Origin of the sequence: Lichenicoccus roseus (assembly GCF_005844085.1) — a bacterium.
GTDB classification, from domain to species: domain Bacteria; phylum Pseudomonadota; class Alphaproteobacteria; order Acetobacterales; family Acetobacteraceae; genus Lichenicoccus; species Lichenicoccus roseus.
In genome coordinates this window covers 513,246-529,313 of the sequence record NZ_VCDI01000001.1, presented here as the reverse complement: position 1 = coordinate 529,313, position 16,068 = coordinate 513,246, and the positions used below count along the sequence as shown (strand labels likewise).

Genomic DNA, 16,068 nt, shown 5'->3' with positions numbered 1-16,068 from the left:
CATGGATGACGTTCGGACATCGCTGCGGGATGCAGTCACCGGAACTTCAAGCGGGGGCTGCTCCTCCTGCGAGAGCCTGCCCCTCGGCGCGAGGGCCGGGGACGACGGCGAGGGCAGCGTACAGGTCAAGCTCGATGCCGGACGGGGGGCGCGGGCGGCGCGGACCTTCGCGATCTACGGCAAGGGCGGTATCGGCAAGAGCACGACCTCGTCGAACCTGTCCCTCGCCTTCGCGAAGCTCGGCCAGCGTGTGCTGCAGATCGGCTGCGATCCGAAGCACGATTCCACCTTCACGCTGACCAAGCGGCTGATCCCGACGGTGATCGATGTGCTGGAGTCGGTGGATTTCCATCCGGAGGAACTGCGGCCGGAGGATTTCGTGTTCGAGGGCACCGGCGGCGTGATGTGCGTCGAGGCGGGCGGACCGCCGGCCGGCACCGGCTGCGGCGGCTACGTGGTTGGCCAGACGGTCAAGCTGCTGAAGGAGCATCACCTGCTCGAGGACACCGACGTGGTGATCTTCGACGTGCTGGGCGACGTGGTATGCGGCGGCTTTGCGGCCCCGCTACAGCATTCCGACCAGGCGCTGGTGGTCGCCGCCAACGATTTCGACTCGATCTTCGCGATGAACCGCATCGTCGCCGCGATCGCCGCCAAGGCGCGCAACTACGACGTCCGGCTCGGCGGCGTGATCGTCAACCGCAGCGCCGCGAGCGACCAGATCGATCTGTACAACAAGGCGGTCGGCATGCGCACGCTCGGCCATTTCCCGGATCTCGATGTCATCCGCCGGTCGCGCCTGAAGAAGGCGACCTTGTTCGAGATGGATCCGACGCCCGAGGTGGTGGCGGTGCAGGATGAATATCTCCGGCTGGCCAAATCGCTCTGGGACGGGGTGACGCCGCTGGTGGCGCAGCCGATGAAGGACCGCGACATATTCGAGCTGCTGGGGTTCGAATAATGGCCGCAGTCGCCTATCAGCAGCGACGTGGCGAGCTCGAGACCTATTTCGACCGCACCGCGCTCGAGGCCTGGGCGAAGCTGACTTCGGATGCACCGGTCGGCAGCATACGCGCCACGGTTCGCGCGGGCCGCGACCGCATGCGCGCGACCCTGCTGGACTGGCTGCCGCGCGACCTCGCCGGGGCTCGCCTGCTTGATGCCGGGTGCGGTACCGGCAGCCTCTCTGTCGAGGCGGCCCGGCGCGGCGCCGATGTAATCGGTGTCGACCTATCGCCGAAACTGCTCGAACTCGCCCGGTCACGCCTGCCGGCCGGTCTTGAGCAGCGCATCGATTTCCGCCCGGGCGACATGCTCGATGCCTCCCTCGGCAAATTCGATTTCGTGGTCGCCATGGACAGCCTGATCCATTATCCGGCGCAGGACATGGCGCGCGCGGTATCGGAGCTGGTCGCCCGTACCGGCCGCTCCTTCGCCTTCACCTTCGCGCCGCGGACGCCGATGCTCAGTGCGATGCATGCCGCCGGACGGCTGTTCCCGCGCAGCGACCGGGCGCCTGCGATCGAGCCGGTCTCGCCGCGCCGCATCACCCACCTGCTGCACAACACTGCCGAGGCCGGGCGCTGGCGGATCGGACGCAGCCTGCGCGTCAAGAGCAGCTTCTACATCTCCGAGGCGATGGAACTCGTCGTGCGATGAACAGCCGCGTCGCCCGGAGCTGGAACTGGGTCGGGCTGCGCAACCTGCCGATCGCGGAGGCGCATGTCGGCATCACGCTGCGTCGCCTGCTGCGGCTCTCGATGTTCCAGGTTTCGGTCGGCATGGTGCTGGCCCTGGTGATCGGCACGCTGAACCGGGTGATGATCGTGGAACTCGGCGTTCCGGCCCGGCTGGTCGGCTTGATGGTGGCGTTGCCGCTGCTGCTGGCGCCGTTCCGCGCCGTCATCGGGTTCCGCTCCGACAACCATGTCTCGGTGCTCGGCTGGCGCCGGGTGCCGTATCTGTGGATCGGCACCATGCTGCAATTCGGAGGCCTCGCGATCATGCCATTCGCGCTGCTGCTGCTCTCGCAAGGCACGCCGAGTACTGCGTTGGTCGGCGAGATTGGCGCCGCCTTCGCCTTCCTGCTGGTCGGCGCCGGAATGCACACCACGCAGACGGTCGGACTGGCACTGGCAACGGATATCGTTCCTGCCCGATCGCGCCCGCTGGTGGTGGCGCTGCTCTGCGTCATGCTGCTGGTCGGTGTCCTGGTCAGTGCACTGGTGTTCGGCGCGCTGCTGGCGCATTTCAGCGAGGAGAGGCTGATCCAGGTGGTGCAGGGCGCCGCCACGGTCACCGTCGGGCTGAATGCCGTTGCGCTCTGGAAGCAGGAGCCGCGCTCGACGTCGCAAATCACCCCCGGCAAGGTCGCCCCCAGGATGCGGGATGCCTGGCGGGCGATGCGTCGCGAGCCGGATCTGCGCCGCCGCCTGGTCGCGGTGGGCCTCGGCACCGTGGCCTTCAGCCTGCAGGACGTGCTGCTCGAACCCTATGGCGGCCAGGTGCTGCATCTGCGTGTCGGCGCCACCACCGCGCTGACCGCGCTGCTCGCGGTCGGTGGCCTGTGCGGCTTCGCGATGGCGGCTCGGCTGCTGTTGCGCGGCATGGATCGCTACCGGGTCGCCGCCTTCGGTGCGCTGGCCGGATTGCCCGCCTTCGCCGCGGTCATCCTGTCGGCACCGCTGCAGTCGGCCGCCTTGTTCGCAGCCGGCACCACCCTGGTTGGCCTCGGCGCCGCACTCTTCCTGGCCGGCACGCTGTCCGGAGCGATGGATGCGGCGCGCGACGGCAGCCACGGCCTTGCGCTGGGCACCTGGGGTGCGGTGCAATCCTTTGCCGCCGGCGCCGCGATCGCGCTTGGCGCCGGACTGCGCGACTTCGTGGGGTCGCTGGCCCGGACCGGCATGTTCGGCAGCGGTCTTGCGCCGGACACTGCCGGCTATGACGCGGTCTATGTCTTCGAGATCGCGCTGCTGTTCCTCACCCTGGCGGCACTCGGGCCGCTGGTCCGGTTCCGGCTGCCCGCGGCCGCGACCCTCTATCCCTCGAAACAGGAGATCAGCCGATGCTGAGAGGCTCGCTGACCGGATATGTCGATATCGCGCAGGTCACGCTGTACGTGTTCTGGGCCTTCTTCGCCGGTCTGATTTTCTACCTGCAGCGCGAGAGCCACCGGGAAGGCTACCCGCTACTGACGGACATTCCCGGTCAGACCGATCAGGAATCGGTCAACGACCTGGTGCCCACCTCGGCGCCGGTGAAGCGCTTCAAGCTGTTCCACGGCGGGTTCACCTACACGCCGGACACCTCGCCGCCGCGCAAGCCGGAGAATGCCATTCCGGCCGCCTGGTTCCCCGGTGCGCCGCTCGACCCGCTTGGCGATGCGCTGGTCGACGGCCTCGGCCCGGCTTCGTACGCTTTCCGCGCCGACGAACCCGACCTCGATACCGAGGGCGAACTCCGCTACATCCCGCTACGCAGCAAGCCCGAATATCATGTCGACACCAGGCTGCCGAATCCGATCGGCATGAACGTCGTGGGCGTGGACGGCGTCCGCGCCGGTACCTGCATCGATGTATGGATCGACGTGATCGAGAACGAGGTGGTCTTTCTCGAGGTTGCGCTGCCTGAGCCGGTGTCTCGTCGCGTGCTCGTGCCTGCGCCGTTCGTGCGCTACCGTCCGCGCACAAACACCGCGTCGGTCCGCGCACTGGCCGCCGAGCGGTTCCCCGGGATCCCTGGCACCCGTATCGAGGGCCGGGTGACGCGCCTCGAGGAGGACAAGATCCTTGGATACTTCGGCGGCGGCGCGTTCTACGGCATGCCGCGGCGGCCTGGGCCGGCACTTGGCCCGCTTCCGGGAGCGCCGCTATGAACGCCCGCATCCGCGTCGTTCGCGACGATCCTGCGACCTGCTCCCGGAAATATGCCAAGGCCGGCGACGCACGCCAGGTCGGCGGTCTGCCCGGACCGCTGCCGGCCGGCGAGACTCTGCTCTGGCAGGGCAGTCCGGACTGGCGCGTGCTGCTGCGCCGCGCGCTGCACGTACGCCTGGTGATCGGATATTTCGCCGTGCTGATGGCGATCTGCCTGGTCGAGGCGATTAGCCACGGCACCTACGTGATGTGGTTCTCGCTCGGCACGCTGGCGCTGCTGGCGCCCATCGTCATCGGCGTGCAGGCGCTGTTTGCCTATCTGGTCGCCCGCACGACGGTCTACACTGTCACCGACAAGCGCATCGTGCTCAAGCTGGGCGTGGCGCTCTCGATGAGCATCAACCTGCCGTTCAAGGCGATCGAGTCTGCCAACCTGCGGCTTTATCCGGACGGCAGCGGCGACATCCCGGTGCTGCTGGAGGGCCTGACCCGCATCGGCTTCACCCAGCTCTGGCCGCATGTGCGGCCGTGGCGGATGAACCGGGTGCAGCCGATGCTGCGCGCCATTCCGGATGCGCGGCGGGTGGCGCAGCTACTCTCCGGTGCGCTGGCGGCGAGCGCCAGCCAGGCGGTGCAGCCGGTCGCGGCATCGCAGGACGCCATACAGTCGCGTCCGTTCTCCGGCACCCAGGTGGCGGCATGAGCGGTGCATCGTCAGCGTCTGGCCGGCGAGGCCAGACAAGGCGCGTGCCGATCCCGCCGCTGATCGCGCTGGGCCTGATCTCGGTGATCGGGATCGTCGGCCTGCTGCCGGTCAAGCCGACGCCGCCGCCCAGCATCGTGCGACAGCGCACCGTGCAGTTCCTCGACCAGGCAAACGGCAGCATCCAGGTGCGAGACGCTGGCAGCCGCCGGACCATCATCGTCATCCCCGCCACCGACGAAGGCTTCGGCCGCGCGCTGATCCACGCCCTCGAGGTGATGCGCCGGCGCTACCGGCAGCCGCTCGACACACCATACCAGCTGCAGCGCCTCGATGACGGGCGGCTGGTGCTGAACGATCCACTTTCTCCGATGCATCTCGATCTCGAGAGTTTCGGAACCAGCAACGAGGCGATATTCTCCGGCTATCTCGGGGAGAGGCCCGCATCATGAGCATCTTCGGAAGCTGGCTGGCGCCGCGCCGCGTCGAAGCCAGGTGCGAGCTCGATATCGAGCGCAGCTTCGACAGCTTCCACGCCTATGCCGTCCCGGTCGATGTCGAGATCAATCCCGGCGACGTGGTCCTGCTGCAGGATCCGCCGGCTCCGGTCGCACCGGGCGGCCACATGACCGGCGAGGGCCGGATCACCGTGCGGCGAGCCGGCCCGATCGCGCAGGCCTGGACCCGGGCAGTGTCGATCTTCTTTCTCACCAGCCTCTACGAGGTTGGCTTCGAGGCAAAGGACATCCCATGAGCGCCTCCGTACTCGACGGCGATCTTCGCGACCTGGTCGAGCCGAAGCGCGCGGCCAAGCGACCGGCGCAGCCGAACGAGGCAACCCGGTCGGCGCAGCAGGACACCGTACTCAGCCCGCGCTTCTACACCACCGACTTCGCCTACATGGACAAGCTCGATGTCGGCCTGGTGCGCGGCGAGTGGGATGCGCTGATCGCCGAGATGAAGGCCGATCCCAACCGCGGCCATTTCGTACGCGACGAGCGCATGGACGCCGATTTCTCCAAGATGCCTCCGGAGCTGAAGCGGGAGCTGCTGGACTTCCTGGTGAGCTCGGTGACCGCCGAATTTTCCGGATGCGTGCTGTATGCCGAGATCCGCAAGCGCATCACCAACCCGGACATCCACGCCCTGTTCAGCTGCATGGCGCGTGACGAGGCCCGTCATGCCGGCTTCATCAACGACACGCTGCAGGATTTCAGCGTAGGGGTTGATCTCGGCTTCCTCGCCAAGGCGAAGAAATACACCTATTTCAAACCGAAATTCGTCTTCTACGCGACCTACCTCTCCGAGAAGATCGGCTACGCTCGCTATATCAGCATCTTCCGCCAGCTCGAGCGGCATCCGGAGCTGCGCATCCACCCGATCTTCGCCTGGTTCGAGAAATGGTGCGGCGACGAGTTCCGGCATGGCGAGGCGTTCGCGTTGCTGATGCGCTCCGACCCGGCGCTGCTGCGCGGCCGCAACCTGCTGTGGATCCGCTTCTTCCTGCTCGCCGTGTTCGCGACGATGTATGTGCGCGACCATGCGCGCCCGGTGTTCCACGCCGCTCTTGGGCTGGATCCGACCGAATACGACATGCAGGTATTCCGCATCACCCAGGCGATCTGCCAGCAGGTGTTCCCGGTCACGCTGGATCTCGACAATCCGAAATTCCTGGCCGGCCTGGAGCGCCTGCGCCGCGTGTCAGTAGGCATCGACAAGGCCCGCGCACAGGGTGGCGTGGTCGGCAAGGCCAAGCGTCTCGGCCTGACTGCCGCCGCTGCCGCGAATTTCGCCCGGCTCTACGTGCTGCCCGCCAGGCGCCATGCGCTGCCTGCCGCCGTCCGCCTGCAGCCGACCTGGTAGGAAGCCCGCCATGCATCTCTACGTCCTGCCGGCCTTGTTCGCGCTGTTCGTCTGGTGGTTCAGCACCGGGGCGATCATGTATCTCGACGGCCTGCCGCGGCGCACCTTCCGCTACAGCATGATCGGCGCGACGATACTCTTGTTCGCCTCCTTCTGGGGCCTGCAGGCGAGTGCGCACGACACCACGCTGAAGGCCGCCTACTGCGCCTTCTCGTGCGGGCTGCTGGCCTGGGGCTGGCAAGAGATCTCGTTCTACATGGGCTACGTCACCGGGCCGCGTCGGGCGCCCTGTCCGGAAGGCTGCAGCGGCTGGAAGCATTTCGGCCACGCGATCCAGACCAGCCTGTGGCATGAACTCGCGATCATCGCATCCGGCGTCATCGTGGTGGCGCTGACCTGGCACCAGCCCAACCAGATCGGCATGTGGACCTTCATGGTGCTGTGGTGGATGCACCAGAGCGCCAAGCTCAACGTGTTTCTCGGCGTGCGCAACCTCAACGAGGAGTTCCTGCCGGACCACCTGCAGTTCCTGCGCAGCTTCCTGACCAAGAAATCGATGAACCTGCTGTTTCCGATCTCGATCACGGTCTCGATGGTGATCCAGGTCAAGCTGGTGCAGGCAGCTTTCGCGCCGCACGCATCCGCCTTCGACGCCGCAGGCTACTGCTTCCTTTCGACGCTGATGTTCCTGGCCATCCTCGAGCACTGGCTGCTTATGCTGCCGCTGCCGGCGGCGGCCCTATGGGGCTGGAGTCTGACATCGCGCAAGCCGGTCAGCACCGTCGAGATCGAGGTGGTCGCGGGCTTCCTCGGCGCCGGCAAGACCACCGTGCTGCGCGAGCGCATGGCCCAGCAGAAAGCTGGCGGCGGAGGCCCGCGCACGGTGGTGCTGGTGAATGATTTCGCCGCTGCCGGTATCGACGGCAGCCTGCTGAGTGGCCAGGGCGCCGATGTGGTGGAACTGCCGAATGGCTGCATCTGCTGCTCGCTCAAGCAGGATCTCGCGAAGCAATTGCGCACGGTGATTGCCGATCATGCGCCGGAACGCGTGCTTATCGAGCCGTCCGGCGTTGCCGATCTCGCCTCGCTGATCGCCGTGCTCTCGGCGCCGGACATCAAGGCGCTGGTGCACCGGCTGCACGTGATGACGGTGCTGGATGCCGGCAGCTTCCTGCGCGATTTCGGCCGCATGCCTGCTCATATCGAGGCACAGGCGAAGCTTGCCGACGAGCTGATCCTGAACAAGATCGATCTCGCTTCGAACGCCGAGCGGGCGCTGATCGAGACCACGCTGCGGATGCAGAACCGGCAAGCAAGGATCCTGCCGGCGAGCTATGGCGTGGTGCAGGAGATCGCTCCGCTGCCACGGCTGGTCGCCGGTACCGACGCCATTGTCGCCGGCCCGGTCCTGGAGCCGCACGCGAATCACGTTCATGAGCATGACCACGATCATGATCACGGACATGGGCACGACCATGCCGGCCATGATCACCACGATCACGATCACGATCACGACCACGACCACCATGCCCACGCGCATGGGCACGTGATGGAGTTCCAGTCCTGGAGCGGCATGCTGTCGCTGCCCTGCAACCCGCAGCGCCTGCACGACCTGCTGGTGCGCGTCGCCGCCGGCCAGTTCGGCGAGGTCGAGCGGGTCAAGGGTCTGGCCCGCGCCGGTGGCGGCTGGATGCGCTTCGACATCGCGGGTGGCCGGGTCAGCATGATGGCGTTCGCCGCTCCCGAGACAGAGGCCGCCCGGGTGATCGCCATCGGCCGGAATCTCGACGAGGCGCGACTGCGCGCCGCGTTCGAAGACTGCGCTGCCGTCCTCTCCGACGCCGCCTGAAGGAGCGAACCGATGGAGTACGAGGCTTTCTTCCGTCGCCAGATCGACCGCCTCCGGGCGGACGGCAATTACCGGGTGTTCGCCGAGATCGAACGCCAGGCCGGCAACTTCCCCCGCGCCGTGCTGCACAACCCGCCCACCGGCCACCCCGGTGAGAACGGCGCGCCGCGCGAGATCACCATCTGGTGCTCGAACGACTATCTCGGCATGGGCCAGCATCCGGACGTGCTGGCCGCCATGCACGACGCCATCGACCGGCTCGGTGCCGGCGCCGGTGGCACGCGCAACATTTCCGGTACCAGTATCGCCCATGTCGAACTGGAGCGTGAACTTGCTTCGCTGCACGGCAAGGAAAGCGCGCTGCTGTTCGCGTCGGGCTACATGTCGAACTGGGCAACTCTCGGCACCATCGCCGCGCGCCTGCCGGGCTGCATCGTGCTGTCGGACGCCGGCAACCACGCCTCGATGATCGAGGGCATCCGGCACAGCCGGGCCGAGCGTCATATATTCGCCCACAACGATCCCGCCGACCTCGATCGCATCCTTGCCACCCTGCCGGCCGACGCGCCGAAGATCGTCGCCTTCGAGAGCGTCTATTCCATGGATGGCGATATCGCGCCGATCGCGGCGATCTGCGACGTCGCCGACAAGCACGGCGCGATGACCTATCTCGACGAGGTGCACGCGGTCGGACTGTACGGACCGCAAGGCGCCGGCATCGCGGCACGGGACGGCGTCGCCGACCGGCTCACCATCGTCGAGGGCACCCTGGGCAAGGGGTTCGGCGTCGTCGGCGGCTACATCGCCGCCTCCGATGCGCTGTGCGATTTCGTGCGCTCGTTCGCGTCGGGCTATATCTTCTCCACCGCGCTGCCGCCTGCCATTGCCGCGGGGGCGTGCGCCAGCATCCGTGCCGTCCGCGCCGCCGACGGGTTGCGTGCCCGCCATGCCGATCGCGTGCGAGCCGTGCGCGCGGCACTCGATCAGGCGGGTGTGCCGCACCAGCTCAATCCGTCGCATATCGTGCCGGTGATCGTCGGTGATCCGATCAAGACCCGCCTGCTGACGGACCGGCTGCTGACGCGGCACGGCATCTATGTCCAGCCGATCAACTACCCGACCGTGCCGCGCGGCACCGAGCGCCTGCGCCTGACCCCGTCGCCGCTGCATTCCGACCAAGACATCGCGCAGCTTGCCACGGCGCTGGGCGCAGAATGGGCCGAGCTGAATCTGGCAGAGAGTGCGTGACGCGGTCATGAACGTCGCGCTGCTCGGCAAGCCGCTTCCGGTCACCCGGCGTCGGCGCGCGACTGCGGTGCGCCGGGTATTCCCGTTTACCGCCATGGTCGGCCAGCGGGACATGACGCAGGCGCTGCTGCTGGCTGCGGTGGATCCGCGCATCGGCGGCGTACTGGTCCTGGGCGATCGCGGTACCGGCAAGTCGACTGCCATCCGCGCCCTGGCGGCGTTGCTGCCGACCATACGCGTGATTGCGGACTGCCCGTATAATTGCGATCCCGCGGCCATCTCGCCGAACTGTCCGCACTGCAACGCACCCGGTGCGACCGCATCGCCGCGCACGCGCAGCATCACGGTACCCGCCATCGACCTGCCGCTCGGCGCCACAGAGGACCGTGTGGTCGGTTCGCTCGACCTCGAGCGCGCCCTGGCGGACGGCAGCAAGCACTTCGAGCCGGGCCTGCTCGCGCGCGCGCATCGCGGCTTCCTCTACATCGACGAGGTCAACCTGCTCGAGGACCATCTCGTCGATCTGTTGCTGGACGTGGCAGCGTCCGGGGAAAATCTCGTCGAGCGCGAGGGCCTGAGCATCCGCCATCCGGCCCGCTTCGTGCTGGTCGGCAGCGGCAATCCGGAGGAGGGCGACCTGCGCCCGCAGCTGCTGGATCGCTTCGGACTTGCCGTCGAGGTGACGACGACGACCGACCTGCAGGAGCGCATCGAGGTGCTGCGCCGGCGCGAGGCATTCGAGGCCGACCCAGAGGGCTTCACGCAGGCCTGGTCCGAGCCGGAGACGGCGCTGCGCCGGCAGATCGAGGAAGCGCGTGCCCTGATGCGTCGCGTGGTGACCCCGGACTCGCTGCTGCAGACCGTGGCGCGGCTCTGCCTCGCTCTTGGCACCGACGGCCTGCGCGGTGAGTTGTCGTTGCTGCGCGCGGCGCGGGCGCTGGCCTGCCTGGAGGGCGAGCACGTCGTGCTGCCGCGTCACATGCGCGCCATCGCGGTGCCGGCGCTGCGCCACCGCCTGCGCCGCAATCCGCTCGACGAGGGCAGCGCCACCCCGCGTGTCGAGCGTGCGCTGGCGGAACTGGCCGAGGCGTGAGCCAGCCCGGCGCGGTGCAGGACTGGGACCGGGCCATGCTGGTCGCCCGCCTGTTCGCGCTGCAGCCGGCGGGACTGGTGCTGCGTATCCGCGCCGGGGTCGGTCCGGCGCGCGATGCGTTCCTCGCGGCGCTGCACGACATGCTGCCGCCGGGGATGCCGGTGCTGCGCTGCCCGGCGCATCCCACCGACGAGGCGCTGCTTGGTGGCCTCGACCTGCCGGCGACACTCGCCGCCGGACGGCCGGTGCAGCGACAGGGCCTGATCGCGCGGGCCGCCGGCGGCGTGTTGCTGCTTGCCTCCGCCGATCGACTGCCGGGCGATACCGCTTCGTTGCTGTGCGGAAAGCTTGATTCCGAGACACCCCCCGGGCTGGTGGCGCTCGACGAGGGCGAAGCCGATGAGGACCTGCCGGCGGTGCTGCTCGATCGCATTGCCCTGCGCGTGGATCTGGACGCGCTGCGGCCAGGTCGATGCGACACCGGCCGCGACCAACTGTCGCTCGCACGAGGCCGCTTGCCGTCGGTTCGAACGCCGGCGCCAATCGCCGACGCGCTGTGCAGCGCGGCACTTTCCCTCGGCGTGATGCCGATGCGCGCGACCATGCTGGCGGGGCGGATCGCACGCATGGCGGCGGCGCTGGCCGGTCATGCGGAGGTCGATGCGGACGATGCGGCCCTCGCGGCGGCGCTGGTGTTGTCGCCACGCGCGACCACCGTTCCGCTCCCCGCCGAGGCTCCGGCGCCACCCCCGCCGCCGGAGGCGGGTCCGGAACAAGGCGAGCAGAATGAAGCCGGGCCGCCGGACCGCACCCACATGCGAGATCCAGAGGCGAACAACGGTCATCAAGCGGGGAGGGACGAGGACCAGGAGGCGCCGCCGGACGATCTGCGCCAGACCGTGCTCGACGCTGCCGCCGCGATGTTGCCGCCGCACCTGCTGGATGGCGCGGCGGCGCCTGCGCGTGGCAGCGCCTCGGCGGCGCAGGGGCGTGCCGGTGCGGGCGCCGTGCTCGGCACGCGTGGACGGCCGCTGACGCCGCGGCCTGGCCGTCCGGGGCAGGGCAGCCGGCTGGCTCTGGTCGAGACCCTGCGCCACGCCGCACCCTGGCAGAAGCCGCGTCGCGAGGCGGTCGCGCGACGCACCGGCGAGGCCGCGTCCGGACGTCTGCTGGTGCAGGTGTCCGACCTGCATGTCACCCGCTACAGCCGGCGCCCGCGCAGCACTGCAATATTTCTCGTCGATGCGTCGGGCTCGGCCGCGATGCATCGGCTTGCCGAAGCCAAGGGCGCCATCGAGTTGCTGCTCGGCGAATGCTATGTGCGCCGCGATCGCGTCGCCCTGCTGGCGTTCCGCGGGACCGGGACCGAGTTGCTGCTGCCACCGACCGGCGCCCTGGCGCGGGCACGGCGCAGCCTGGCGGCGCTGCCCGGTGGCGGCGGCACGCCGGTGGCCAGCGGCCTCGATGCGGCGGTGGAACTGGCCTGCCAGTTGCGCCGGCTCGGCGAGACCACGCTGATCGTGATGCTGACCGATGGACGCGCCAACGTTGCCCGCGACGGTACCCCCGGCCGCGCCCGCGCCGAACAGGACGCGCAGGCAAGTGCGATGCGGTTGCGGGCTGCCGGCCTGCCGGCCCTGCTGGTTGATATCTCGCCGCGCGTGCAGCCGCATGCCCAGGCGCTGGCGACCTCGATGGGCGCGCGCTATCTGCGCCTGCTGCAGGGCGAGCCGGAACGTCTTTCGAGCGCCGTTCGCGCCCTCGCGGCATGAGCAAGACCCTCGCATGAACTGGGACCAGGAAGGCCGGTACTGGCCGAACCGGAATTCCAGCCGCTTCGTGCGTGCCGGCGGCCTGGTGTGGCATGTGCAGATCATGGGGACCGGTCCGGTGCTGCTGCTGCTGCACGGCACCGGGGCGGCGACCCATTCCTGGCGCGACCTGGCGCCGCTGCTCGCCCGGCATTTCACCGTCGTCGCCCCCGACCTCCCCGGGCATGGCTTCACGCAGGCACCCCTGCCGGAGTTCATGTCGCTGCCGAGCCAGGCGCGACTGCTGTCGAAACTGCTGCAGCGGCTCGGACTGTCGCCGGCAGCCGGCGTCGGACATTCGGCGGGAGCCGCCATCCTGGCCCGCATGGCGTTGGACGCGGATATCGCACCGATGCTGCTGGTCAGCCTGAATGGTGCGTTGCTGCCGCTGCAGGGCCACGCTTCGCAGATCTTCCCTGCGGCGGCGAAGCTGCTTTCGGCGACGACCCTGGTGCCGAGATTGTTCTCGCTGCACGCGACCAACCGCGCCTGGCTGTCGCGCTTCCTGGATAACACCGGCTCGCAGATCGACGCGACCGGACTGCGCACCTACCAGGCGCTGCTACGCGACCCCGGCCATGTTGCGAGCGGGCTGCGCATGATGGCGCATTGGAACCTGCAGCCGCTCTCGGATGCGTTGCCCGGACTTGCGTGCCGGGTGCTGCTGGTGGTCGGCGCATCCGACCGCATGATCCCGCCGCAGGATGCCACGCGGCTGCGCGACAGCCTGGCGGATGCCGAGATCGTCAGCCTGCCGAAGCTCGGGCATCTCGCCCACGAGGAGCAGCCCGCCCTGGTCGCCGATCTCGTGATCGACCGCTTCCGGCACCTGCAGCCGGGTCTGGCGCGGCACACGGAGGCGACGCTGCAGCCGGCGTGCTGAACTGGCTGTTCGCGGGCGGCCGCATCCTCGACGTCATTCTTGTCCTGGTGCTCTGCGAGGGCGTTCTGCTGACGCTGCTGCATCGGCGGCTGGGCTGGAGTGGCGGCGTCGGGAAATGGGCGGCAACGCTCGCCGCCGGTTTCCTGCTGATGCTGGCGCTGCGCCTGGCCCTCGGTGGCGCGGCACCTGTCTGGCTGGCGCTGTGCCTGCTGGGATCGCTGTGCGCGCACCTGGCCGATCTCCGGATCCGCCTGTCGCCGGACATCAGGACAAGGCGCGCGGGATCCTGAACGGGAGCATCGCCTGTGTAAGCGGTGCTGCGAAACGATCGAGATCCAGGCTCTCGTGCATAGCCTCCGCCGGCTCCCCGAGCAGATTGGTGTGCAATACGGAGCGGGCATAGAACGGGCTGTCCTGCAGCGTGCGCACGACATGCGCGCCGGTCGCATCGGCGCGGGTATGGCGCGGCAGTCGCCACCGCGTCCGTGGCAGCCGGACTTTCGCCGCAGCCTCCAGCGCCGTTGTCCGGCCGGCACGGTCGACCTGCAGCGCCACTTCGCGCGCGTCACCACGGCGGTCGGTCACGTCGTAGAGGATTGCCGTGCGGTCCTGCGACAACGGCGCACGGCACCAGTCCCAGCGCCGGAAACTGGCTTCCAGCGGACCATCGCCGTCGTTGCTGTCTAGATAGCCGTCACCGGTCCAGCGCAGTTCCGGCTGGTCCAGCGCGACCTCGACGGTTGCACGCGGTGCCATCGGCGACCAGCGATGCAGCCCTGCCGCATCGAGCGGAATGCGTTGCCCGGTCAGAGCCTGCGGCCGTATCCGCACACGACCACGCACGCCCCGAGGCAGTGGACAGCAGCGCTCGCGGATCTCGATGTCCAGGACGCCGTCGTGCCAGCGCAGGCTGCTCGGCCCGATCGCCAGATGCTGCGCATCGCGCTGCAGGCTGCCTGGTCCGCGCTCGGTCATCGCCCAGCGTCTGGTCCGGCCATAAAGCGAGACGTTCAACGCGCAATGCTGCTCGGCCGGCTGCGATATCCCCTGCCGGGAAGCCCGCCTGCGCATCCAAGAATAATACGGCGAGAACACGCTGCCGATGAAGGCGATCAGGGTGAGGCCGGTCTGCCCGTCCGGCGCGAGCGCATCGACATACCACCAGACATAGCCGCCGGGTGCGACGAGCGCATCGAAGCGAGGTCCGCCAGCATCCGCGCCGCTGCCAGTCGTCCGGACAATGTCGCCATCGGCACGCCCGGTCCCGGATGCACGCTGCCTCCCGCCAGATACAGGCCCGGAAGCGCCGAGCGACTCCCCGGCCTGCGGAACGACGCTGCCCAGCCGTGCGACGCCGGGCCGTACAGCGCTCCCGCCGTCCCCGGAAAGAGCGCCGCGAATTCCGCCGGGCTGGTCCGCTCCGACGCCTGGATCCGCAGATGCAGTCCCGCCCGGCCAAGTCGCGTGATCATCCGTTGCTGGCATTCGTCGAGCTCCGTGCTGTCGAGTCGGGCGGTATCGGCGGCGGCCGGCGCGTTCACCAGGCACAGCAGCCGTTCCGGCCGACCCGGTCTATGGTCGGCGGTCTCGCGATCCTGCGCGCAGACATACACTGTCGGCGAAACCGGCAGCCGATGGCGCGCGAACAGGTCGTCGAACTCGCAGCGCGCGTCGCGACCGAAAAAGACATTGTGCCGGATGAGCGGAAACCCCGTCGTCTCGGCCACCATGGTCCATGTCACTGCCGACAACGAACGTGCCGGAAGCGGCGTGGGCGCAGCAGCGTCCGCGCAGTCCGGCCCGAGTAGGCCACCCGCGATGGCGGCGGTATCGGCATTGCACAGCACGGCATCCGCCGTGATCGTCTCGCCGCCCGCCAGCACGACTCCGCTGGCCCGGCCGCCGCGCACGGCAACCGTCCGCACCTCCTCGCCATAGCGTATCCGTGCGCCGAGTTCGGTTGCGCGCTGCGCCATCGCCATCGCCAGCCGGTGCATGCCGCCCTCGACCAGCCACACGCCGTTCTGCTCGACATGCGCGATCAGCATCAGCGTCGCCGGCGCCTCGTAGGGCGAGGAGCCGCAATAGGTCGCATAGCGGCCGAACAGCTGGCGCAATCGAGGATCGTGGAAATGCCGGGCGAGTGCCGTCGCCATACGGGTGAACGGGCTGATGCCGAGCAGGGCGGCAGGGCCGGCACGACGGGTGAGCTCCAGTACGCTGGGCCGCGCCGCCCGCATGAAGGTCGCATCCAGGGTGCGGTACATCGCCGCGATCTCGGCACGGAACCGGTCGAAGCGCCGTGCCTCCCCGGCGCCGGCGAACTCGCCGATGGCCTCGCGCGACCGCGCCGGATCGGCGAACAGGTCGAGGCCCGGGCCCTGCAGCCAGTCGTGACGCGCCAGCCGCTCCGCCGGGCGCAGGGTGACATGGTTCTCGAGCGCGCTGCCGGTCGACTCGAACAGCGACTCGAACACGTCGCGCATGGTGAGCACGCTCGGCCCGGCATCCAGCACCGCATTGCCGACCGCGACCGTGCGCATCTTGCCGCCAGGCTGCAGCCCGCGTTCCAGCACCGTGACGGCGACCCCGCGATGCGCCAGGTCGATCGCCGCGGCGAGTCCGCCCATGCCGGCGCCGATGATCGCCACGCGGTGTCGCCGGCCCAGTGGCTGCAGAACTGTCGTCACCAGCCCATCCAGTTATTGACGAGAGTGTCTAACATGATTGACAGTAGCGA

The 16,068-nt window shown here is 68.8% G+C and carries 16 protein-coding genes; 14 read left to right on the top strand and 2 right to left on the bottom strand.

Annotated elements, in window-relative coordinates; translation table 11 throughout:
* Window position 1 precedes the first annotated feature (1 nt).
* Genes bchL through FE263_RS02265 form a run of 14 tightly spaced genes read left to right on the top strand, consistent with a single transcriptional unit; the run spans window position 2 to window position 13,618 of the window.
* The gene (gene bchL / locus FE263_RS02330) at window positions 2–961 is read left to right on the top strand and encodes a ferredoxin:protochlorophyllide reductase (ATP-dependent) iron-sulfur ATP-binding protein (RefSeq protein ID WP_138324324.1); all 960 of its coding nucleotides are present in this window, start codon (window positions 2–4) and stop codon (window positions 959–961) included.
* On the top strand, window positions 961–1,659 hold the full coding sequence (gene bchM, locus FE263_RS02325) for a magnesium protoporphyrin IX methyltransferase (protein ID WP_138324323.1): 699 nt from the start codon (window positions 961–963) through the stop codon (window positions 1,657–1,659). The genes bchL and bchM overlap by 1 nt, the downstream gene beginning before the upstream one ends.
* Window positions 1,656–3,074, top strand: coding sequence for a BCD family MFS transporter (locus tag FE263_RS02320; RefSeq protein ID WP_138324322.1), 1,419 nt, complete (start codon window positions 1,656–1,658; stop codon window positions 3,072–3,074). Before bchM ends, FE263_RS02320 begins: the two co-directional genes overlap by 4 nt.
* The gene (puhA, locus tag FE263_RS02315) at window positions 3,068–3,877 is read left to right on the top strand and encodes a photosynthetic reaction center subunit H (RefSeq protein WP_138324321.1); all 810 of its coding nucleotides are present in this window, start codon (window positions 3,068–3,070) and stop codon (window positions 3,875–3,877) included. Before FE263_RS02320 ends, puhA begins: the two co-directional genes overlap by 7 nt.
* Window positions 3,874–4,581: a photosynthetic complex putative assembly protein PuhB gene (gene puhB, locus FE263_RS02310; protein WP_138324320.1), complete on the top strand. Its 708-nt coding sequence runs from the start codon at window positions 3,874–3,876 to the stop codon at window positions 4,579–4,581. The genes puhA and puhB overlap by 4 nt, the downstream gene beginning before the upstream one ends.
* Before the next feature lie 44 nt (window positions 4,582–4,625).
* Window positions 4,626–5,033: a photosynthetic complex assembly protein PuhC gene (puhC, locus tag FE263_RS02305; protein ID WP_138324319.1), complete on the top strand. Its 408-nt coding sequence runs from the start codon at window positions 4,626–4,628 to the stop codon at window positions 5,031–5,033.
* The gene (locus tag FE263_RS02300; protein ID WP_138324318.1) at window positions 5,030–5,335 is read left to right on the top strand and encodes a hypothetical protein; all 306 of its coding nucleotides are present in this window, start codon (window positions 5,030–5,032) and stop codon (window positions 5,333–5,335) included. The genes puhC and FE263_RS02300 overlap by 4 nt, the downstream gene beginning before the upstream one ends.
* The gene (acsF, locus tag FE263_RS02295) at window positions 5,332–6,444 is read left to right on the top strand and encodes a magnesium-protoporphyrin IX monomethyl ester (oxidative) cyclase (RefSeq protein ID WP_138324317.1); all 1,113 of its coding nucleotides are present in this window, start codon (window positions 5,332–5,334) and stop codon (window positions 6,442–6,444) included. Before FE263_RS02300 ends, acsF begins: the two co-directional genes overlap by 4 nt.
* Window positions 6,445–6,454: 10 nt before the next feature.
* Complete coding sequence (gene puhE, locus FE263_RS02290) at window positions 6,455–8,293, top strand: putative photosynthetic complex assembly protein PuhE (protein WP_138324316.1); 1,839 nt, start codon at window positions 6,455–6,457, stop codon at window positions 8,291–8,293.
* A gap of 12 nt (window positions 8,294–8,305) precedes the next feature.
* Window positions 8,306–9,541 (top strand): 5-aminolevulinate synthase, encoded by a 1,236-nt coding sequence (hemA, locus tag FE263_RS02285; protein ID WP_138324315.1) that lies wholly within the window; start codon window positions 8,306–8,308, stop codon window positions 9,539–9,541.
* 7 nt (window positions 9,542–9,548) lie between these two features.
* On the top strand, window positions 9,549–10,634 hold the full coding sequence (gene bchI / locus FE263_RS02280; RefSeq protein WP_138324314.1) for a magnesium chelatase ATPase subunit I: 1,086 nt from the start codon (window positions 9,549–9,551) through the stop codon (window positions 10,632–10,634).
* Window positions 10,631–12,406, top strand: coding sequence for a magnesium chelatase subunit D (locus FE263_RS02275; protein WP_240758946.1), 1,776 nt, complete (start codon window positions 10,631–10,633; stop codon window positions 12,404–12,406). The genes bchI and FE263_RS02275 overlap by 4 nt, the downstream gene beginning before the upstream one ends.
* 13 nt (window positions 12,407–12,419) lie before the next feature.
* Entirely contained in the window at window positions 12,420–13,328 is a 909-nt protein-coding gene (gene bchO / locus FE263_RS02270) for an alpha/beta fold hydrolase BchO (RefSeq protein ID WP_138324313.1), read from the top strand.
* Entirely contained in the window at window positions 13,322–13,618 is a 297-nt protein-coding gene (locus FE263_RS02265; protein WP_205880231.1) for a hypothetical protein, read from the top strand. The genes bchO and FE263_RS02265 overlap by 7 nt, the downstream gene beginning before the upstream one ends.
* Here FE263_RS02265 and FE263_RS02260 read toward each other — a convergent pair.
* Both FE263_RS02260 and crtD read right to left on the bottom strand, forming a co-directional pair.
* On the bottom strand, window positions 13,593–14,342 hold the full coding sequence (locus FE263_RS02260; RefSeq protein ID WP_240758945.1) for a carotenoid 1,2-hydratase: 750 nt from the start codon (window positions 14,340–14,342) through the stop codon (window positions 13,593–13,595). The genes FE263_RS02265 and FE263_RS02260 overlap by 26 nt on opposite strands.
* A 98-nt stretch (window positions 14,343–14,440) precedes the next feature.
* Window positions 14,441–16,018: a 1-hydroxycarotenoid 3,4-desaturase CrtD gene (gene crtD, locus FE263_RS02255; RefSeq protein ID WP_276611156.1), complete on the bottom strand. Its 1,578-nt coding sequence runs from the start codon at window positions 16,016–16,018 to the stop codon at window positions 14,441–14,443.
* Between the last annotated feature and the right edge of the window lie 50 nt (window positions 16,019–16,068).

Coding starts and splice junctions, on each gene's coding strand:
- bchL (WP_138324324.1), top strand. CDS start 2: ATGGATGACGTTCGGACATCGCTGCGGGATGCAGTCACCGGAACTTCA.
- bchM (WP_138324323.1), top strand. CDS start 961: ATGGCCGCAGTCGCCTATCAGCAGCGACGTGGCGAGCTCGAGACCTAT.
- FE263_RS02320 (WP_138324322.1), top strand. CDS start 1,656: ATGAACAGCCGCGTCGCCCGGAGCTGGAACTGGGTCGGGCTGCGCAAC.
- puhA (WP_138324321.1), top strand. CDS start 3,068: ATGCTGAGAGGCTCGCTGACCGGATATGTCGATATCGCGCAGGTCACG.
- puhB (WP_138324320.1), top strand. CDS start 3,874: ATGAACGCCCGCATCCGCGTCGTTCGCGACGATCCTGCGACCTGCTCC.
- FE263_RS02300 (WP_138324318.1), top strand. CDS start 5,030: ATGAGCATCTTCGGAAGCTGGCTGGCGCCGCGCCGCGTCGAAGCCAGG.
- acsF (WP_138324317.1), top strand. CDS start 5,332: ATGAGCGCCTCCGTACTCGACGGCGATCTTCGCGACCTGGTCGAGCCG.
- puhE (WP_138324316.1), top strand. CDS start 6,455: ATGCATCTCTACGTCCTGCCGGCCTTGTTCGCGCTGTTCGTCTGGTGG.
- hemA (WP_138324315.1), top strand. CDS start 8,306: ATGGAGTACGAGGCTTTCTTCCGTCGCCAGATCGACCGCCTCCGGGCG.
- bchI (WP_138324314.1), top strand. CDS start 9,549: ATGAACGTCGCGCTGCTCGGCAAGCCGCTTCCGGTCACCCGGCGTCGG.
- bchO (WP_138324313.1), top strand. CDS start 12,420: ATGAACTGGGACCAGGAAGGCCGGTACTGGCCGAACCGGAATTCCAGC.